20 protein-coding genes are annotated in these 20,220 nt (G+C 48.1%); 8 read left to right on the forward strand and 12 right to left on the reverse strand.

The genetic code is table 11. The features are described 5' to 3' along the window. Positions 1-430: 430 nt before the first annotated feature. The gene (locus JSU04_05715; protein MBS1969781.1) at positions 431-2,305 is read right to left on the reverse strand and encodes a S8 family serine peptidase; all 1,875 of its coding nucleotides are present in this window, start codon (positions 2,303-2,305) and stop codon (positions 431-433) included. 186 nt (positions 2,306-2,491) lie between these two features. Between JSU04_05715 and JSU04_05720 the strand changes: the two genes are divergently transcribed. After that, positions 2,492-3,103 (forward strand): DUF502 domain-containing protein, encoded by a 612-nt coding sequence (locus JSU04_05720; GenBank protein MBS1969782.1) that lies wholly within the window; start codon positions 2,492-2,494, stop codon positions 3,101-3,103. Next, entirely contained in the window at positions 3,100-4,503 is a 1,404-nt protein-coding gene (locus JSU04_05725) for a hypothetical protein (protein MBS1969783.1), read from the forward strand. Before JSU04_05720 ends, JSU04_05725 begins: the two co-directional genes overlap by 4 nt. A 252-nt stretch (positions 4,504-4,755) precedes the next feature. On the opposite strand, the gene ygiD is transcribed toward JSU04_05725, so the two are convergent. Together ygiD and JSU04_05735 are read right to left on the reverse strand one after the other, a co-directional pair. Next, complete coding sequence (ygiD, locus tag JSU04_05730) at positions 4,756-5,517, reverse strand: 4,5-DOPA dioxygenase extradiol (GenBank protein MBS1969784.1); 762 nt, start codon at positions 5,515-5,517, stop codon at positions 4,756-4,758. A gap of 48 nt (positions 5,518-5,565) precedes the next feature. After that, the gene (locus tag JSU04_05735; protein ID MBS1969785.1) at positions 5,566-6,171 is read right to left on the reverse strand and encodes a YceI family protein; all 606 of its coding nucleotides are present in this window, start codon (positions 6,169-6,171) and stop codon (positions 5,566-5,568) included. Between the two features lie 112 nt (positions 6,172-6,283). On the opposite strand from JSU04_05735, the gene JSU04_05740 reads away from it, so the two are divergent. From JSU04_05740 to JSU04_05750, 3 genes are all read left to right on the forward strand, one after another. Beyond that, a complete protein-coding gene (locus JSU04_05740; protein MBS1969786.1) occupies positions 6,284-7,162 on the forward strand; it encodes a LysR family transcriptional regulator in 879 nt (292 codons plus the stop codon). A 79-nt stretch (positions 7,163-7,241) separates the two neighbouring features. Beyond that, positions 7,242-8,369: a CpaF family protein gene (locus JSU04_05745; protein MBS1969787.1), complete on the forward strand. Its 1,128-nt coding sequence runs from the start codon at positions 7,242-7,244 to the stop codon at positions 8,367-8,369. An 88-nt stretch (positions 8,370-8,457) separates the two neighbouring features. Next, positions 8,458-9,354 carry a trypsin-like peptidase domain-containing protein gene (locus tag JSU04_05750; GenBank protein MBS1969788.1) on the forward strand — a complete coding sequence of 299 codons (897 nt, stop codon included), beginning with the start codon at positions 8,458-8,460 and terminating at the stop codon, positions 9,352-9,354. On the opposite strand, the gene JSU04_05755 is transcribed toward JSU04_05750, so the two are convergent. After that, positions 9,351-10,832, reverse strand: coding sequence for a methyl-accepting chemotaxis protein (locus JSU04_05755; protein MBS1969789.1), 1,482 nt, complete (start codon positions 10,830-10,832; stop codon positions 9,351-9,353). The two genes, JSU04_05750 and JSU04_05755, sit on opposite strands and share 4 nt — an antisense overlap. A 295-nt stretch (positions 10,833-11,127) precedes the next feature. Here JSU04_05755 and JSU04_05760 point away from each other — a divergent pair, with 295 nt between their 5' ends. Continuing rightward, positions 11,128-11,637 (forward strand): dual specificity protein phosphatase family protein, encoded by a 510-nt coding sequence (locus JSU04_05760; GenBank protein MBS1969790.1) that lies wholly within the window; start codon positions 11,128-11,130, stop codon positions 11,635-11,637. Between the two features lie 11 nt (positions 11,638-11,648). Here the strand turns inward: JSU04_05760 and JSU04_05765 are convergent, their stop codons facing one another. From JSU04_05765 to JSU04_05790, 6 genes are all read right to left on the reverse strand, one after another. Then, positions 11,649-12,488, reverse strand: coding sequence for a hypothetical protein (locus JSU04_05765; GenBank protein ID MBS1969791.1), 840 nt, complete (start codon positions 12,486-12,488; stop codon positions 11,649-11,651). Positions 12,489-12,503: 15 nt separating this feature from the next. Beyond that, the gene (locus JSU04_05770) at positions 12,504-12,806 is read right to left on the reverse strand and encodes a PepSY domain-containing protein (protein ID MBS1969792.1); all 303 of its coding nucleotides are present in this window, start codon (positions 12,804-12,806) and stop codon (positions 12,504-12,506) included. A gap of 81 nt (positions 12,807-12,887) precedes the next feature. Beyond that, positions 12,888-14,294, reverse strand: a complete 1,407-nt coding sequence (locus JSU04_05775) for a HAMP domain-containing protein (GenBank protein ID MBS1969793.1) — start codon at positions 14,292-14,294, stop codon at positions 12,888-12,890. Then, entirely contained in the window at positions 14,278-14,949 is a 672-nt protein-coding gene (locus tag JSU04_05780) for a response regulator transcription factor (GenBank protein MBS1969794.1), read from the reverse strand. Before JSU04_05780 ends, JSU04_05775 begins: the two co-directional genes overlap by 17 nt. 103 nt (positions 14,950-15,052) lie before the next feature. Next, positions 15,053-16,126 carry a DUF2252 family protein gene (locus tag JSU04_05785; protein MBS1969795.1) on the reverse strand — a complete coding sequence of 358 codons (1,074 nt, stop codon included), beginning with the start codon at positions 16,124-16,126 and terminating at the stop codon, positions 15,053-15,055. Between the two features lie 52 nt (positions 16,127-16,178). Beyond that, positions 16,179-16,889: a hypothetical protein gene (locus JSU04_05790; GenBank protein MBS1969796.1), complete on the reverse strand. Its 711-nt coding sequence runs from the start codon at positions 16,887-16,889 to the stop codon at positions 16,179-16,181. 266 nt (positions 16,890-17,155) lie between these two features. Between JSU04_05790 and JSU04_05795 the strand changes: the two genes are divergently transcribed. Further along, the gene (locus JSU04_05795) at positions 17,156-18,028 is read left to right on the forward strand and encodes an alpha/beta hydrolase (protein ID MBS1969797.1); all 873 of its coding nucleotides are present in this window, start codon (positions 17,156-17,158) and stop codon (positions 18,026-18,028) included. Positions 18,029-18,042: 14 nt separating this feature from the next. Here the strand turns inward: JSU04_05795 and JSU04_05800 are convergent, their stop codons facing one another. Then, a complete protein-coding gene (locus tag JSU04_05800; protein MBS1969798.1) occupies positions 18,043-18,453 on the reverse strand; it encodes a hypothetical protein in 411 nt (136 codons plus the stop codon). Positions 18,454-18,614: 161 nt separating this feature from the next. Further along, positions 18,615-18,779 carry a hypothetical protein gene (locus JSU04_05805; GenBank protein MBS1969799.1) on the reverse strand — a complete coding sequence of 55 codons (165 nt, stop codon included), beginning with the start codon at positions 18,777-18,779 and terminating at the stop codon, positions 18,615-18,617. Positions 18,780-19,223: 444 nt separating this feature from the next. Between JSU04_05805 and JSU04_05810 the strand changes: the two genes are divergently transcribed. After that, positions 19,224-20,180 carry an HNH endonuclease gene (locus JSU04_05810; GenBank protein ID MBS1969800.1) on the forward strand — a complete coding sequence of 319 codons (957 nt, stop codon included), beginning with the start codon at positions 19,224-19,226 and terminating at the stop codon, positions 20,178-20,180. Positions 20,181-20,220: the final 40 nt, after the last annotated feature.

Raw genomic sequence — 20,220 nt, forward strand, 5'->3', positions numbered from 1 at the left:
GACCTAGTCAAATCTAAGCAATGCAAAGATGGGTCCATCCGGACATCGTCGTGTCAACATATCAAGTCTTGAGAAAGACTGAGTATTCTCATTGTGAAATTTTGAGTTTTTTGCGCAAACAATGACGATCACCAAGGTTACAACACTTTTTATGATCTTCGTTATGTTGCACGCAATCTCGAGCAAGAACTTTGCTCCTTCATGACCACTAGGAGCGTTCCTAAACAGGCAACATTTTCGCAGACCTAGACCTCGTCGTCAGCACCGAGCACCGATTGGCATCAAAGATGCATTTTCAAATCGCATGTCACAGGAAATCGTCAAAACTTTTAGCATCTTTTAAGATGCGCACTCTGGCAGGCGCAATAAAAAAACCGGAGTCTTTCGACTCCGGTTTTTGGTGTTATTTCACTCTGTGGTTAGAGGCTGATTATACCTTCATCAAACCTGCAGTCCATTTCTGGATCATAGCCAGAGTTGACTGCTCGGCACCCGCGAACTGAACCCCGTAAGACTGGTTCGCTTCGCTCCACACGACTTGACCTGTGACCTCGACGAGATCTCGGCCATCTGGGCTTGCGATCTTCATAGTGATAATTCCGCCTTTTTCGAGGGCCTCGTCGGCACTGAACGACGCACCACCGAGGGAGATCGTTTTGAGTGAACCGGAAAGCTCGCGGTCTCCGACCATGAGTCGGATGTCGGAATCCATTTTGAAGCGCTCGAACTTACGACGGCCTGCTGGATCTGCCGCTTTTTGTTTTTCCATCGCGCGCTGTCTGAGAACAGTCCACACGATCAATGGAATCATCAGCAAGCCCGCAAGAATGCCGGCGCCGCTGAAGCCGTCTTTATTATTGCCCGGGCCCTTCAACAAAGCCGTTGAAACCATCCCGCAACCCGCTTTAGGCGGAGTCGCTTCCGACGCTAGACCACGGGCATCGGCTTGGTAAACCGGAGAATAATCCGGCTGACTTGCCTGCACATTGGCTTGAGCTTTGGCCTCAACGATGAGGTTGTAAGAGTTAATGCGAGCTGAAGTCGAAACTTTTCCAAGCAAGCTTGAAATCGCGGTCGCCTTCGCCAGCATGATGTCTTTAATTTGATAGCCCGTGAGGAACGGAGCCTCGCGCATGGCAAGAGCTGCCATCCCCGCGACAAATGGAGTTGCCATACTTGTACCGGACATAGTGCCCGTACGGTTATTCGGCAATGTACTCAAGATCAAAACCCCTGGGCTGGCAATTTGGACTGAGCGAGAACCGAAGTTTGAGAAGCTTGCCAAGTAGTCATAATCCGTGGTCGCAGCCACAGATACGTTTGAAGGAACGTCATAGTTTGCCGGATACATCGAAACAGAATCGTTGTTCTTGCCGTTATTACCCGCCGCTGTTGCAATGAACATACGGTTTGAGTAAGCAAAAGTCAGAGCTTCATGGAGGGCGCGGCTATAAGACGAACCACCCCAAGAGTTGTTGATCACGCGCGCACCGTTATTCACGGCATAGTAAATCGCGCGGATGGCATTTGAAGTGGTGCCCGAGCCGTTTGCATCGAGGAATTTCAAAGGCATGATGCGCATTTTCGCAGTTTCGGTAATTGTCGGCGCGAAGATATTGAGACTCGTTCCAACGATAATACCAGCCACGTGGGTACCATGACCGTCGTCATCATAGAAGTCCGGCGAATTGCTGATGAAATTCCAGCCGTTGATGTCATCGATATAACCGTTATAGTCGTCGTCTACGCCGTTCAAAGCTTCGCGAGTATTCACCCACAATGCATTTGAGTTCTGGAACACCGGATGATTCTTATCAAGGCCCGTATCGACGATTGCTACGATCGGACGGTAGGTTGACGAAGACGATTCGATGGCCCAAGCTTCAGCAACTTTCGTTTGAGCGCCGTTTTGAGAATAGCTCGTCGACGAAGCCGACACTTGATCTAACGCTTGAACTTCACCGGCTTCGTAAACCTTGTCAGGGGCACCGAGGCCCGCACGGTCATCGAAGTCTGATTTCTTAAAGACAAAGTTAGGCTCAATATACTCAACATCTGGATCGTTTGAGAGCTCCTCAATCGAAGTCGTATCTCCCGTTCCGCCCTTCAACGAGATATGAACCATGTTCATCTGCGGAAAGGAGCCCTTCATGTTGATTTTATTAGAGACCTTATTGAGTGCACCCGAGGGCGCCGCCATCGGTTTGAACTTCACGATATACTCTCCCGGGACCGCTTCCGGACCAGAAGATTGGGCATTGGCCATAGAAAGGCCGACAAAAAACGCAAATATCGTTGTAAGCATTGCCGAATGACTATCCACTCATGCTCCCTTGATGATAGATATTTATCGGACAATGGTCGGGAGGGCTTTAGGGCCTTTTAGCCTCAAACTGGGATGGGTGTGGAAATCTCAAAATGTTTACCTATGTCCACACCAATTCGCTTTGAGCTACCAATCAAAATGAGACTCTAATAGAATGGTTTCAATATGAATCACTTCCTCAAAACACTCCGTCAGATCTTCCTTAAGGGTCTTTTCACCTTCTTGCCTATCGCCGTCACGATTTACATCATCTACGCCGGTATTGTGATCATGGAAAGCATGCTGGGCACAACCATCCAGCGCTTCTTCCCGTCTCTGTATGTTCCAGGGATTGGTTTGTTACTCACGATTGTGTTTATTTTCCTGTTGGGTCTTCTGCTTAACAATATCCTGACAGCCAGCTTCTTCGGAAATATTGAAAGACAGCTGATGAAGGTGCCCTTTATTAAGGCGATCTACTCTCCGCTCAAGGACGTGATGAACTTGTTCTCGCATAATGGCTCTAAAGAAATGAAGAGCGTTGTGCTGGTCGATGTCGGCGACATCAAGATGCTGGGGCTTGTAACCCGCGATGACTTTAGCGATATTCAAGTCAACGGCCATCTGAATGACCGCGTGGCGGTGTTTGTTCCGCTCAGCTACGGCTTGGGTGGTTACACGATGCTGGTGTCGCGTTCAAAGATCACTGAAATCGATATGCCGGCGGAAAAGGCCATGAGCCTCGCCATCACTGGTTGGGTGAAAGTCGCCCACAAACATGACGGAGAATCTCGATGAGTGAACCGGTAATGACAACTCTGAATAAGGCCCATCGAATTAACCTGAATCCAGCGATCTACGGAACCTTTGCTGAGATCGGTGCCGGCCAAGAAGTGGCAAGACACTTTTTCGTTGCCGGGAAAGCTTCTCAGACTGTTGCCAAAACTATTTCCGCTTACGACATGACTTTCAGTGATGAGATCTATGGCCGTGAAAAGCATGGCCGTTATGTTTGCGAATCCCGTCTCGAAAAAATGCTGGGCCACGAGTACTCCCTTCTGGTCGAGCGTTTGAGTTCGAAGCGCGGCCCGCAAACTCAGTTCTTTGCTTTTGCCAATACCGTGGCGACCGGCTCTGCCAATGACAATAAAAAATACTGCCATGGCTGGATGGGAGTCCGTTTCCAGAAACGCCCCCAAGGACCTTTCTGCGACATCATCCTGCATGTTCGCATGCAAGACCGTCATCGCCTGCAACAACAAGAGGCCCTCGGTATTTTGGGTGTCAACTTAGTCGATGCGGCTTTCTATCATTCTGACAATGCTGAAGAGTTCATTCCTTGCCTCGTTGATAACCTCAAAGAAGGCCAGATCATCATCGATGTTTTGCGCTTCCATGGTGATGACCTCAAACACTTCAATCCGCACCTCATGAACTTGGAACTTGTTCACCGCGGACTTTCTGAAGCGGTTCTCTTCGGCCCGAATAAAGAGATCCTGCACGTCTCGGATGCCACTTACAAAAAAGCTCTGCTTATTCAGCGCGGGACCTACCGCCCTGTCACGAAGACTCACATTGATGTTCTTAGCAAGGGCCTGATCCACTTTAAAAAAGACTTCAACCTCAAAGACGATCAGTGCCTCTCCGTGATGGAACTGACAATGAGAAATCTGCAACAGTCCGACGGCGAAGTGGATACCAAAGACTTCTTAGACCGCATCGAAACTCTGTGCAGCTTAGGGCAGCACGTTTTGGTTTCTAACTTCTTCTATTTTTATTCGCTTAAGACGTTTATCCGTCAGTACTCCCAGGAACCTATGGCGATCGTGATTGGCGCCTCTCACTTAGACCGCGTCTTTGATGAGGCCCGCTACAAAAATCTTCAGGGCGGTATCCTTGAAGGCCTTGGTAAGCTCTTGGATGCCAATACGAAGCTCTACGTCTATCCACACAAGACGGATATCACTTGCATGACAGCAAAGAGCTTCTTCCCTGCTCCGGCATTAAGACATATCTACACGCATTTCAAAGACAGCGGTCAGGTTTGCGATATCGCAGGCTGTGATGAGACTGAGGTGTACACCCACTCGGATCAGGTGCACGAAATGATCCTCAAAAAAAATCCCCAGTGGGAGACTCTAGTTCCAACTGGGGTCCGGGATCTTATTCGTACCAAAAAATTATTTGGATACTTGTAAGTATGAAAAAATAGGGTCCGTGCTAAAGCCGTATTTATTAAATACCTGTGAGTAACCTCCCTCCCAACTTGGATACAAAGATCCTATTTCAAACTTCGTACCGAGATGGGAGAAAATCTACGATGTTCCCACTTTCAAAAGATATACACCTGTTCAAACGCTGACGAACACCGTCGAACTCTTTAGGTGCCAGGCCCTGTTTCTTGTTGCACCGAGTCCGGAAAGAGGACCTGGCACTGTTTCATTTCGAGATTATTTCCACAGCGCGGTTCGCATGGAAATCGCGGCCATTTGATAGCCTTCGATCGGAAAGCTGAGGGTGTCTTCTTTGTCCGTGACGGCCATGGTGTAAAGCAATGGCAAGTAGTGCTCCGAAGTCGGAACCGACATCGCCGCATCTTCCGGCCATACCTTATCGTAGTCGATGAGCTTTTGCACGTCGCGCTCTTCGATTGCTTTTTTGACGTTCGTATCAAAATTCAAAGACCAGGCATAAGGCGATGGATCGCCATGCCATTTCACCGCACGCAGGTTGTGAACGATATTGCCGCTGGCAATGATCATCACCCCTTCTTCGCGAAGACGCTTCAAACCCTGAGCAAACGCATAGTGCTCCACCGGAGTAAAGAGTTCATTCAGACTCAACTGCAAAACAGGAATGTCGGCTTTTGGAAAAAGATGAATGAGAACCGACCACGCGCCATGATCCAAGCCCCATGCTTTTGTCAGCTTCACCGTCGGCATGAGTTCGTGAATACGATGCGCAAGCTCAGGCGCACCGGGTGCAGGATACTCGGTCTTAAAGAGCTTTTCTGGAAATCCGAAAAAATCATGAATCGTCTGCGGTTTGTCGACACTCACCACTTGAGTTCCGGAGGTCTGCCAATGGGCAGACACCACCAGAATGGCTTTTGGCCGAGGGAGGGACCCACCAAGTCTGAGGAGGGCATCCCCAAACTCAGTGTGATCTATTGCATTCATCGGAGACCCATGGCCAGCAAATAACACGGGCATGCGATTTGAGTTCGTCATAAAGGTCTCCTTTCAGAATGAAATATAAAACTACTTAGCAGCTTGCGCTTTTTCTTTAATAGCTTCGACTCTCAAATCAAGAGTCACTTCGTCGCCAACAACGGGGCCGACTTCAACTGCTTTAGACCAGTTCAAACCATAGTCTTTGCGGTTGATTTTAGTCGATGCACGGAAAGCAACGCGCTCGTTACCCCATGGATCTTTCACACTACCGGTATATTTTGCATCCAAAGTCACAGGCTTCGTCACGCCATGAATCGTCAAATCACCGGAAATCTTCAAAGCTTCTGGAGTGCCAGTCACTTTCTTAGATTTAAACGTCAGCTTTTCGAATTTCTTCGCATCGAAGAAGTCCGGGCTGCGCAAGTGCTCGTCACGGTCTTTGTTATCTGTGTTAATTGACGCTGCCTTAATCGACACATCTAATGTCGACTTATCCAATTTAGGATCAATTTTGATAGTGCCTTCAAAATCAGTGAACTTACCCTCGACTGTCGCGACTACCAAGTGAGTCACTTCGAAGCCGACTTTTGAGTGAGCTGCATCGAGTTTGTAAGTTCCCTCTGGAACTTTTGTTTCTGCCATTGCCATAGAGCCCATCAAAAGAGCTGGAGCGATAAGTGTCATGAGTTTCATAAGGTCATTCCTCCTAGTTTGTTGACTTGTTCACATGGACTATCCTAGGCCGCTTTATGTTGTTGCGGCAGGAGACAAAATCAAGATATACTGTTTCACAGGTGCAACAATTATGAGTATCGATCTGAATCAAATATTGATATTTACCAAGGTGATAGAGACCGGAAGTTTTACAAAAGCGGCCGAGTTGCTAAAACAACCTAAGTCGAGGATCAGCCGAAGACTCGCCGCGCTAGAAAAATCCCTCGGCACTCAACTGATCTATCGCACAACGAGACAGTTGCAGCTCACCGAAACCGGCAAAGATTATTATCGCCGTTGCGCTCCCCTGATTCAGGATCTGGAAAATGCGAACAATGCAATGACTTCGCACGCAGAAGAAATCAGTGGCACTCTTCGCATCACCGCGCCTGAAGACTACGGCAAGCACATCGTTGTGCCGCTCATTGATGAGTTCATTAAGAAGCACCCCAAGGTCAGAGCCGAAGTGATCTTGTCAGGGGCCTACTTGGATTTGGTGAAGGAATCCATCGACATTGCTTTTCGCATCGGGAATCTCAAAGACGCTGCGATGAAATCAAAACGCATTTCAAGCATTGTCTCGATCCCCGTGGCGGCGCCGGCGTTTCTAGAAAAGTTGCCGCCGATCACCAAGCCCGAACAGCTCTCGCACGTGCCGTGCTTAAGTTTCCGGCCCGGCTCACGCAATCAGTGGCGCCTGCTTCGCGAAAAGCAAGATGTGAAGGTCAAAGTGCAAGGACCGATCTCGTCGAACTCTCCGGAGTTCATCTATCACTGCACCCTGCTCGGCCGCGGCGTAGGTCTGGTGCCGGAGTTCTTGTGTTCCGAAGCTCTCCAGAGTGGTCGCTTGGTCCAGGTGCTAAAAGGCTGGAGTTCAGAGGCCATCCCAATCCACATTCTCACTCCGGTACAGAAGGATATTCCGCTTAAGACCAAAGCCTTTATGGCCTTTGCCGCCGAGCGATTGTAGCTCCTCAAGGCGCTTTCATTTTCACTCCATATTTCAAAAACTTATAAAGTCAGCGCGGCTAAATACCGATTTTTTAGGCATGAAAGACGACGGACAAAACGGCCCCGCGGGGCTTAATGGTGGAACAATCGATATCACTTCTTCTGACTGGAAGTCAGAGGCGGGACCTATCAAAGTTTATCTGAACGATAAAACGGTTTCTGAAATCATGGTGAACCGCTGGGATCGTATCTTTATCGAAAGAAATGGCATGATCCAAGAAGCCGAACACGGCTTTCAGAATGCCGAAGCTCTGGCGCGCTTGGTGCGCGCACTGGCAGTGGCTGTCGGCAAAGAACTCAATCGCCGCTTTCCTTGCTTGGATGCTCGTCTGCCCGACGGCTCGCGCTTGCACTTGGTGGTTCCACCGGTGGCCCTCGATGGCCCGACGATTACGATTCGTAAATCTTCAGATCACGTCATGAGCTATCAAGAGCTGATTCAAAAAGGCTCGATTGATGGCAAGGCGATTTTCTTTTTAAATCGCGCGGTCTACGCCAAACAAAACATGGTGATCAGCGGCGGTACCGGCAGCGGCAAAACAACGTTGCTAAATGTCATGAGCTCTTTCATCGGCGATCACGAGCGCGTGGTCACGATCGAAGACACCGCGGAATTAAAACTCAACGTCAGAAATGTTGTTCGCATGGAGACCAAACCCGCCGTGGGCTCTGAACCTGCCATCACGATGGAAAGTCTTTTGAAGAATGCTCTTCGTATGCGTCCGGATCGCATTGTGATTGGTGAGTGCCGTGGCGCTGAAGCCATGGACATGCTCATGGCGATGAACACGGGTCACGAAGGCAGCCTAACCACGGTGCATGCCAATAGCGCCGCCGATGCCCTTCGCCGGATGGAATCGATGGTTCTGCGTTCAGGAATCGAAGCGCCGCTGTCGATGATCCAGATGGACCTCGGCAACACAATCAACTTCATTGTTCAGGCCGAGCGGTCTTTTGACGGCAAACGCCGCGTGGTCGAGATCCTCGAGGTCTGTGGCCGCGATAAGGATTCTTATATCACTCGCGAGATCTTTAAGTACGATCCAGACAAGGGCAGCCTTGTGTCCACAGGTATCGTGCCTCGTTTTGTCGAGCAAAGTCGCGATGAAAAACTCGCCCTCAATGCGGAGATATTCGATCCTGACAAGAAAGTCCGCCTGACTTAATGTCAGATTCTTAGACAGTCTTCCCTTCTTTACAAGCCCCCTGCCATTCAGGGGCGCCGACCCGGGGTTTTTGCTATAACAAACCTCTATGAAATGGACATTGTTGTTGGCCTCCGTGGCCCTCCTTGGCGCATGCACTCCGAAGAATGGTTTTGTGGAAGCTCTTCCGATGGAGGACCATCAGTCTGTTATTTGGAACGAAGACACGCGCGAAGACATCGGCGCCTTTGATCAAGACGGCCAGCTCGCCCAATCCACGGCACTTTTTATTCGCGACTACCGCCTTAAAAAGGACGCAAACGGCGACTTCAATTTCGAAGCCCGCCCGCTGAGTTCTGCCTACCCGATCTGTAAAGACGAAAAATTTCTCGATCAGAATGTCCTAGGTCATTGCTCAGGAGTTCTGATTGGTCCACGCCAGGTTCTAACCGCGGGCCACTGCGTACCTGAAGAAAAACTCTGCACCGGCAGCTTCGTGACGTTTGGTCACACCCAAATCAAAGCGATGGATTTGAAACTCACAGGCGATGAAGTCTATGCTTGTAAGCGCATTATCAAACTTGAATACACCAGCACCCGGGACTATGCGATTATTGAACTTGATCGCGACGTGACTCAGGCGCAGCCGGTGAAGATCGGCCGCGCAGATGTTCTGCAAGAGAATGAACCCGTCTTGAGCTTCTCGTACCCTCTGGGTTTGCCGTTAAAGCGCGACGAAGGCTCTGTTTTCCAAAATTCTGCCGGTGGCTTTTATCTGCGTGTGCGAGCCGACACTTTTGCCGGAAGCTCAGGCTCGCCATTATTTAACAGCAAGGGTGAGCTCGTCGGCATTCTCAGTTCAGGCACCGAAGACTTCGATGAAGACGAAGTTCGTAAAATCCAAGAAGAGAAAAAGCCCGGCGCTTGCATCAACTTCAAGCGCTGCACGGATTCAAACTGCTTCGGCGAGCGCTATCTCAAAACCGAGGGCATTGAATTCCCTTAGGCCTCGCCGCTTTGCTGACTTCGACCTGATTTTCCGTCAATCAATTCATTGAGCTGCCAAATCGTAGTTTGGAAAGTTCGGACTTGCGCGCCTAATTCTTCAGACGAGGCGGCCACTTCCTCAGCCGTGGCTGAGTTGCTTTGAATCCCTTGATCAATCTGATTCAGACCCGAGGTCGCCTGCTCAATTCCTGCTGCTTGATTGCTGCTGGCCTCGGCGATTTGCCGGCTAAGATCCGTGATCTTGCGGATAGAGCCCACAACACTTTGGAAAGATTTTTGACTTTGCCCGGTCATATCAACACCACTTTGAACTTGGCCCGAAGACTTGCGAATGAGGTCGGCAATTTCTTTTGCTGACAACGCACTCTTTTGCGCCAAAGATCTCACGGCATCCGCAACAACCGCAAAGCCTTTTCCCAACTCGCCGGCACGAGCAGCTTCAACTGCCGCATTGAGCGCCAGCAAGTTTGTTTGGAAAGCAATGTCGTCGATTGTCGCGATGATCTCTTCCATTTTATTGGATTCATTTTGGATTTGTGACATGCGGCCCGCGAGTTCGTCCATTCCTTTGCCTCCGGTTTCAGCTTCAGACTGGACTTCGTGCGCAGACTCCGCAGCTTCGCTGGAGTTTTTTGCGTTTAACTGAATCATGCTTGAAAGCTCTTCCATTGAAGCCACGCTTTCCTCTACGGATGCTGCGGACTCAACCGCAGATTCTGAAAGTCTTTGCGAAGCCGTCGTCAAATGCTCTGAAGCAAGCTTGACCTGCTGAATGGCCTCGGTCATAGCTCTTTGCACGGAAGACAGGGTCGAGAAAATATAGCGGAAGAAAACCACCAAAAGCAGGATCGACACCAACAGCGCAACAGCCAGCCCCGTCAAGAGAGCCATCTTGGTTTTTTCAGCGGCATCAATGGTCGCGTTAGATCTTTCAATCATGCGGGACTTAAGCCCCTCCACCAAATCGTCATTGGTTTTAATCATGCTCTCTTTCACAGTAGAAACCGGGCCTGTGGCGAACTCTTGTAAAAGCGCCGTCTTTTCTTCAGGTGTAAAAGAAGACTTTTCGATTTTTGCTAAAAGCGCTTCCGCGGCATTTTCAAATTTATCTGAATCATTCTTGAAAGCTGTAAAGAGCTGCTTTACTTGAGGACTCATTTCGATCTTCTCGAGTTTATCGAGCTCATCGCCGATCCCTTTGATGCTCTCGTGAGCCTGCTTAATAAAACTATCTCTTTTAGTAGGATTGTCCCAGGTCATAAAAACTCCGTTGAAGTAACGGAGAGTACTCACTAAATAAACTTGAGTCTCATAAGAACCAATCAACTGAGGCACGTTTCGATCCCCGATCAGGTGACTCCACTCTGCAACTTCAGACGACTCCTTAATCCCAATCGCACTCACGATGACCATGCAAAACAACGGAACTGCCGACAACAACAACAACTTCAACCGCAAACCACTCAGTAATTTCATAAATCCCCCGCTCTTCTGTTTTCGGAGTTCCTGAGGCTTTCTTGAGACTGGTTCACAAATTGGCGGCGGGGATTTTTCTTCGGTAAGAACGGATAAACCGAACAAGTCGCTTGCCGATGCCGCCTCCAGCACTGATAAGCGCGACCTTCATCCTGATTCTTCTTCTCTTCAGAAGTATCCTGAATTGGTTTAAGAACCGCCATGATATCTTCATTTGACCGTGTCCCGTGTAATGGGGATGTAACTTTGATGTAATGCTATCAGCTTAATATTTGGTCAACCAATGAGGTAAGAAATGAAAATGACATTGTTTTTAGCAACCCTCCTCAGTTTTCAGCTCGTCTTTGCCGCCGGCACTCAGCCGAAGAATTTCCATGCCGTGGATGCTGTTGTGGTCAGAGGTGCTGAACCGACGAAAAGCAATATTTCATGGCTCCAAGATCTCGGAGTTCAAACGATTGTGAAATTAGACGACGAAAATCGCGAAGAGCTCTCATGGGGAATTCCGGTAGAGTATTTACCGATTAATAGATTCGGTTTGAATCTCTCGTATGAAATGGTCACAAATATTTTAGACCGTATTGAGAGTGCTAAGAGCAAAGGTCTCGTTTACGTTCACTGCCAGAAAGGTGCAGACCGTACGGGACTTATTATTGCTCTTTATAGAATTAAAAACGGCTGGTCGATCGATGCGGCAAGAGCTGAAATGAATGCGCCACAATACGGACATAGCTCGCTGCAGGTATGGATTGATTTAAAATTCGAAGAGTACGCTGCGCGTTTGGTTCAAGAACAAACCAACTAACTCCCCTTCTTTCATTTCCAGATTTGAGGGACTGAAGCTGCCGTGGCATCTCCGCGGCCCAAATCGCCTAAGTCCCAATTCTCTTCCATCAATTTCAAAAGACTATAAGTCGACAAACTCGCTGAGTAATTCCCAGCCTGTACAGCGGGTCCGAAAATGCTCGTATAGATTTGGTTACGCAACCCAGGACCGCTCTCATCAAACGTCGAGATAAGAACCGTGTTTTCCATAAATTTTGAATTGCTAATGTAACTACCAAACTTCTGCCCGTACCACTTATCGGCGTACGCAACACCGGTGTCATGCCCACAATTTTTAAGGTTAGGAACGTAGAACACATAATTTGGCAACGTCCCGTTGGCGACATCTTTATCAAAATCAGAAGCATTCACGATGCGCGCGCAGCGAGCCAGATTTTTCTGAATATTGATATAGCTGATAAAAGGATTGTGTCTGCGTACATAACCTTTGCTGGACATGCCGGTAAAACAATTTCCGGGATAATCTTCGGCATAAACCTTCCAGGTGAGGTTCTTCTTCTCTAAAAGATCGATGATATTCGTGGAGTCAATATCATACTGAGCATCGCCCTTCACTCCGTTGAGCGATCCTGAAGTTAAAGCGACATAATTTCCCTGAGAAGGATGTGTGAGTGCTGAAAAGTTTGTAAAGTTAGATCCGGACTTCGCGAGTTTTCCAAAAAATGGCTGCGCCAGCGCCGTTGAGTAATTGGTATTTTCAAAGAGAACAAATATCGCGTGATCAAAATACTTCCCGCTCTGGGGCGCCGCCAATGTCAATTGAGAAACAGTCACGAATGAGATGAAGGTAAGAATTTTTAAGAGCTGCATACGGACTCCTTTTATTTATTTTGCACGATCCTGATGCTCCTGTGGGCGGACCTTATTCAGCGAAAGAATCCTTCCGTCGCCGGCATCAACGACCACCTCCATAAGATTGGCGTCGGGGTGCATGATTTGAACGGAGTAAACCAAATGTCCTTCGTCTTTTTCGAGATTCATGGATAGAAGACTTCCCGGCTGAGCTCTTTGGGCAATTCTCAGGGCTTGGCTTGACGGAATCTTTGCATGCACTGGCATTTCTCTATGCGGGGCCCCACCTTTTGCAAAGGCCATCACAGGAAAAATCAAGTAAGCAAGACTCAACATAAGGACCCCTTTTAACGCGGCCTTTGCTAGGACCGCGACTCTAACCTAGTCTACTCAGATTGCAGGAGAATTACAGGCGGATTACGCCTTCAAATCAGGGATAAAAACAGAAACTTGAAAGCCACGGCCTTTTTCTTGTGAGACTTCCACACGGCCGCTATGGGCCTCTACGATGGACTTCACGATGGCAAGCCCCAGTCCCGAACCCTTGGTTGTGCGGCTCTTGTCGCCGCGATAAAGACGGTCCCAGATCCTATGAATTTCCGATTCAGGAACTCCAGGGCCTTCGTCGCTGACCGAAATAACAAGTTCTTGAGATCTTTTTTCAGCCATAATGGTCACTTTAGAATCTGCCGGTGAAAACTTAATGGCATTATCCAGCAAATTGCCTAGCACCTGCTTGACTCGTTTTCTATCGAGCTGCCATTGCAGTCCCGCTTCAACTGACTGAACGGCGATATGAATTCGTTTTTCTTGCGCAACAAATTCATAAATATCCGCCACGTCGCCAAGAAGACTGCCTACGTCAGAAAGTTCATACTTCAAAGACAGTGTGCCCGCTTGAGCTTCGGAAATACTCATCAGCTGATCTACCAGATTGGATATTTCTGCCGAGCTTTCGGCGCACTCAGAAAGGGCCTCTCGATGATATTCAAGATTGTCCGTATTCAGCGCGTCCTCGGCAATGGCGCGGATTCTTGTCAAAGGAGTTCTAATATCATGAGCCACATTATCCAGCGACTCCCTCATCACTTGAACCAGCTTTTCGATCCGGGCGATCATCCGGTTAAAAGTCTCCGTCAGATCGTAGATCTCATCACGAACTTTACCGAACTCAACCCGTTTGCTGAGGTCCCCGCGCTCAATTTCATGCATCGCCGACAACAAGTGTCTAAGCGGCGCCAGCGAACGGCGCGCATACCAAATCCCCAGGCCAATACTCATAAGCGCGATGACCACTTCAGTCACTCCGAAAATTTGAACGATGCTCTCAAGTATGTCTTCACGATCTTCGCTGCTTTTACCCACTTGCAAGTAATAGCCACCGTCAATTTTTTCAGTGAGCAAATCAAATTTATCTTCGTCGTTGATCGCCGACAGCGCATGCCAACCGAGGATTTTTTCCGGGTGTGCTTCTTTTTCAAGTAAGCTATCGAAGTTGAATTGCTTTTCTTGGACCGAAGGCTTCACGTAAATAGTTTCGCCAAGATCATTTAAAACTCGGATCATAAAAGGCGCATTCACAATGCGGTTCTTTTCATTCGATTGAAAGAGCTTCAGCCCCTTCACTCCTTCGGTCGAAAGAACCGTTGCCGACTCTTGAAGTTTCGCGAACAAAACTTCCCGGTTTGAAGTCTCTAAAGACATTTGCAGCTGGAAGTAAGTAATGGCAAAGGCGACGACCAGGCCAAGAGCCAACGTCAGCGAAAACATCAAAGCGATGCGGGCTGAAATGGAAAGACGTTGTCTCTTATTTTCGGATGGCATAGCCGACACCGCGGATGGTCTTAATGATCTTACTCTCAAAGCCCTTATCGATTTTATTTCTCAGCCGGCAAATCAAAACATCCACCACATTGGTTTGTGGATCAAAGTCGTATTTCCAAACTTTTTCTAAAATCTGAGTTTTAGAAAGAATGCGGTCTTGATTCCGCATCAGGCACTCCAGCAATGCAAATTCTTTTTGGTGAAGCACGATTTCAGATCCGCCGCGCGTGACAGTTCTGTTCAGAAGATCCATTTCAAGATCCTGGAATTTTAATTTTTTGCTTTCCACTTGTTTGACGGAACGACGGAGTAACGACCGCGCTCGCAGCAGCAGCTCTGAAAACGAGAACGGCTTCACCATGTAGTCATCTCCGCCTCTTTGCAGACCTTCGATGCGATCTTCGGTGGAACGTTTGGCACTTAAGAATAGCACCGGCGTATCGATCCCCTCACCGCGCAGCTTTTCGACGAGCGAAAAACCATCAAGACCCGGCAGCATGACATCGACGATGAAAAGATCATACTCTTCGGCAAGGGCCAACTGCAGCGCTTGACTCCCATCACTCGAGGTCTCTGCATTATAGCCGGCCTCACTAAAGCCTTTTAGTAATAACTGGGCAACTTTTGCTTCGTCTTCTACTATCAATACTCGCATCAGAGACTCTCCCCAGAGTGGATAGGAGATAGGAAATCCTAGTTTATGTACTCCGGCAATTATTTTCTCTCAAGTGACGTGTGCGTAATGAACGTAAAAACGTTTAGTTTGAACGAACGGCCTTGTACTTCTTACTCATAAAGTGAGCCATGGTGTTCACGTCGCTCTTCCAGCCTTCAATATCATGGGTCTGAAGGGCTTTGATATAGCCATTGAGATCCGTCACGCTCTGACGGTGGATCTGACCCAATGTGTAAGCTTCAAAGTAGATGGCATCAAAGTCATCATCTTGGCTGCTACCGAGGCTCACGCCCACACTCCCCCAGAAGATGGGGCGGATCAACATGTCCGCGCCAAGGACCTGGGCGTAACCATAGAGCTTCGAGGCCTGCGACCCCTGCTCCATGCGAATGGCTGTGAAAATCTTGGACTTCGCATCCAAAAGCGGAGCGGTTGCAACCGGATAGACCGAGGCCTGCGTTTGCTCTTTGAATTCCAAGTATCTGACTTGGCCGCCGATGTTAGCAAGGACCTGATAGCGAACCATGCCTGCCGAGCCGCCACCTTCTTTCATCGTTTTCACGATATCAAGAATTCGGCTCGACGGTGCAAATCCCAGGAGCGCCACTCGCACCGCCTCGCGGACTTGCGGAGTGACCTCAGAGGTCAAATCATCGCGAACGAGATTTGAGCCCGTCAGTTTCTTGGGACTGATGCTATCACCACGACTTTGTGAAGTCGCGAGCATGTTTTGGATGACCGGGGGAGGGGCCACTTGTTCGCCCATCAGGCCTTTCATGTACATATCAAAAACACGGCCGACATCCAGAGTGGAATCATAGAGTGTCGACGACATCATAAAACGATAAAGATCATAGGCCACAGGGCACGGGCCAAAATCGTCGAAGTCGTTCACGGTAAACTTAGAAGCACCATTCTGTTGAACGAGAAAACCAAAGTTCTCTGCGTGGGCATCACCGACACAGAGCCCAGCGAATTTAGAAAAGTTTTTGGTAATGTACAACTCATCCTGATTCGCCTTCAAAATCAGGTAAAAATAGTCGACGAAGGAGCGGACAAAGTGAAACGAGTTCTTAGAATTTTCGACCTTCGTTGCATCAAACGAGTAGCTCACATCCGTCAAAGCCACCGAAGCCATCCCTCGGTCTGGCGACATACTCCCCGTGGATTGACACCCTAAAACTGAAACCATTAACCACACTGCTAAATTAAGCACCTTCATGCTGCAACTCCATCGAGGAACTTTTACGATAAGAAATGACAATGGCAATCACAAGAATCGCCAAAAGAATCAGTGACGAATATCCCCGTCCAAAATTCAAACCACCTTGATCCGGAGACTTCGTCAGCACATCGCCAAATGTCGCTCCGAAAGGACGTGTCAGGACAAACGCAACCCAGAAAAGCAATATGCGCGGGATTTTTGTAAAGTAGTACGCGGCAAGAATCACCCCTAAGACCGTGGTGATAAGTATCCAACTCCCTAAGAAACCAAGACCTGAATCATCCGCCAAGAAATCACCCAGCGCTGTTCCCAGCGTGTTCGAGAACAGAATCGTCATCCAGTAAAAAATCTCGGCCTGACGGGTTTTAATATTATCAACCGAAACATTCCCGACAGTGATTCTCCAAGCGGCAAGCAACGACAACAAGATGCTGATCAAGATCAAAGCGCCCGTCGTGTAACCGAGCTCAAGGGTGCGATCCATATAATCCGACATTGTCGTGCCGGCGGTGCTTGTTGCAATAATGACAGTCCAGTAAAGGTAAGGGTGATGTTTCTTCGATGCCAGCTGCAGGCCCAAAGCAATCAGGAAAATGGAAAAGAAGATCAGCGTGCTTGCGAGGTAGCCCATATTCATCGTCATCGAAAGCCAGTCGCCACCGGTTTCACCCAGCGTCGTTGCAGTGATTTTCATGACCCAAAACGCGGCAGTAATTTGCGGGAGCTTATTAACGAAATCGGAGTTTTGCTGGGTGGTCTCCAAAAGACGCCCTTTCCTTTAAGATGTAAAGGTCAAAGGGTAACGGATGGACCTTGCATGGTCCTGGCACACACATTACATGAGTGTAATGCAGCGAGTTCATTCGAAGGTCTTAGGGAGGTTGCCTATGGCGTCCATTTCTTTATCGGCCCTAAACAAAGCTGAAGACACGGGCTATTGAGTTTGCTAGGCTCGTTGAGATGAGACCATGTGACCGCAAATACTATTATGGCGAACCAGGAAAGAAGCTCCTCATTCAAGAGTGGGGTTCTGAAGATTTGCCTGTGGTTTTGTTCGTTCATGGCTTTCCCGGATGCGCCGATCACGGTGGTCTGATGGCCGCTTCATCCAAATGGGGTGCCTTTCGCTTGATCGCCATGGATCGCCCTGGCTATGGTCTATCCGATCTGCAAAAAAATATCACGCCATCTAAGTTTGCCGAGCAGATCAAAGGCCTTTTGGATGAAAAAGGGATTGATGAGCTTTCAATCATCACCGTGAGCGGTGGTGCCCCTTACGCGATGGCCGTTGCTTATCTTTTGCAAGAACGGGTTCGCAAGATGACCTCGGTTGCTGGTGCGGCCCCTTTGACTTTGAAAAACTGCCGCTACATGAGCTCAGCTCAAGTGCGCATGTGGATGCTACGTACTTTCGTTCCGCAATCGGTTTTGGAATACACGATGGGCCGCTTGTGGAAATCAGGCATCGAAAAAGTCGACCAATTTCTTTTTAGTGAAAACAATGAGTTCTCTGCACCCGATCAGGAAGTCTTTGCTCACGCTGAAATTGGTCCGTTGCTGATGAGTACTCTCAGAACGGCCCTCTCTCAGGGACCGGGCGCTTTGTTAGTGGATCTTCAAGTGATTAAAAGCGCGTGGGGATTCCCGCTGAGTGGAATCACTTGCCCCGTGACTTTGTGGCACGGAAGCTCCGACAACGTGATTCATTACCAATACGCCCATGAAATGCAGAAGCTTTTGCCAAAGGCCGAGTTAAAATTCATTTCCGACGAAGGCCACTACTCTATTTCTTTGAATCGCCGCGACGAAATCCTCGGCGATTTGTTGTTCTAAGCAAGAACTAGACTTTACTTCATGTTAATGCAGCTGGTGCTTGTGCAAATCTGCAAGGCGCCGCTGGATTTCGTATAGTTGCCAGTGGGCTTTAACGAAACGCAACCAATGCTTCCGTTCGTACAACTTGAAAAGACCATGGTGCCGGCGCTCTCAGAGCCTTGAATCGTAACCTGGCACTCGCAGCTGCCGACGGTCCCTGAGGTGATGTACACCATCGAAGTCCCTCCAAACTGTGCTGATCTAAAATCCAATTGAAAAGTATTGTTCTCTTCGTTCCATTGACTAAAGAGGCTTTTGGAAGAACCATTACTGCCGGCCGCTGCGGCATCCGAACCAGAATCTGAGTTCGATGAGCCGCCTGATTTTGCGCAGCCGGAGATGAGTAAAGACAAGCAAGTGATAGTCAGCAGAAGCAGTCTCATAAGTCCTCCATGTACCTATTTGATGCGTTCTTATAGCTTATCACTGTTGCCGCAGGAATGACCGCACCGGATACACAGAGTCTCAAAATGAGATAGGGAGCTCGCAAAGTCAGTGCACGACCTTGAACACTTGTATAAACCCTAAACGCAAACGAGGGAGTCTATGCGAAATCCTTCGCGAAAATATTTGAGAGCTTCGAGACTTCGTAGCCCTCGCGAATGTAAAAACGATTTCCAATAGCCTCGATTCCCACAGGATAGCCGAGTTGCTTTGCCAACAACTCGACTCCAGGAAGATCCGCTAGGTTCATCTTAAAAATTCTCATGCTTCAATAATAAGAGGAGGAGTCATGCGGGTCACTGATTTAATGCCTTTAGCCTTGTCTAAAATAAAAAGTATGTTCAATTCCGGGAGGCCTCCCCTTGCCGCGTGCGATTTTCCGCACTAACAAGAAACTCGATATCAGTAACAACAATCACTCTCCGCTTAGCCAAGAAACAGGATGTCATATCGAATTTGTAACAACAAAAAATTTGACGTGTTTTTTAGTTTTGTAAAATGGCGAATATTAAGCTTTTCCGAATCACTCGAGAACGATCGCACGAAGAGAAATTGGGAAGCGTATTGAGGCTATAGTGATTAAATAGAAGCGCGCTAGGCATGTTTCTGAATTGCCTCTTCGGTATCTAAAACACGCAAAAAGTGATTTTTAAAACCCGTGGTAGAACCTTTTTACATATCAAAGATATGTAAGTAAGGAGTCGCGAGCATGGAACTAAAAAAAATATCAAATCAAGAACTCTTAAGCCGTTTGGACAAATTAGTTAGAACTGAAAGAAAACTCACACATGTGATTTTATGTCATATCAATGAAGTTGAGTCTCGCAGGCTTTATGCTGAAATGGGATTTGATTCGATGTTTAAGTATTTAACCTCTCACTGTGGCTATGGAGAGGATAGTGCTTATCGAAGACTCCAAGCAGCACGCCTTTTAAAGAAAACCCCGGAGATCGCAGAAAAACTTCAGGAAGGAACTTTAAACCTCACTCAACTCACACAAGTGCAAAAATGCATCCGTCAAGAACAGCAAAGTGGTGGCATGGTGAGTTCTGCTCAGACTCTGCAGATTTTAGAGCAAATCGAAAACAAATCCGCTTTTGAAACTAAGAAGGTTCTGGCATTAGAATTCAATCAGCCCATTCAAACTCATGAAGTGGTAATGCTCCAACAAGATGACAGCGTCCGTCTGGAATTAACTTTTACTCACGAGCAAATGAAAGTGCTCAAACAAGCTAAAGACCTTTTATCTCATACTATGCCTGACGGAAGTTGGGCAGATGTCATTGCGCTTTTGGCAGAAAAGCATATGCAAAAAACCTTGGGTAAAAATCAATCCGGTAATGAACCGAAAGCACCAAACAATTCTAAAGATTCCAGGTCAAATAAAAAATCAACGCCAAGCTTCACGGCTAAGCCAAAGCGCGGGCATATTAAAATCACAGTACGTAGAAGAGTTTTTCAAAAAGCTCATCATTGCTGCGAGTTTATAGATCCAAAGACTCAGCGAAAATGTCAGAGTAATTATCAGCTTGAAGTCGATCACAGAATTCCTCTAGCGCGTGGAGGATCCGATAAGGAAAGCAACTTGCGGGTTCTCTGTCGTACGCATAATTTGCTAGCGGCAAAACAGTGGGGGCTTAAAAGTAAAAAGCCTGGGCATTTCTGAACAGGCACTTGATGGAAATGTAGCGTTTGGATCAGCTGAA

It is taken from the genome of Bdellovibrionales bacterium, assembly GCA_018266295.1.
Classification (GTDB): Bacteria; Bdellovibrionota; Bdellovibrionia; order Bdellovibrionales; family Bdellovibrionaceae; genus JACMRP01.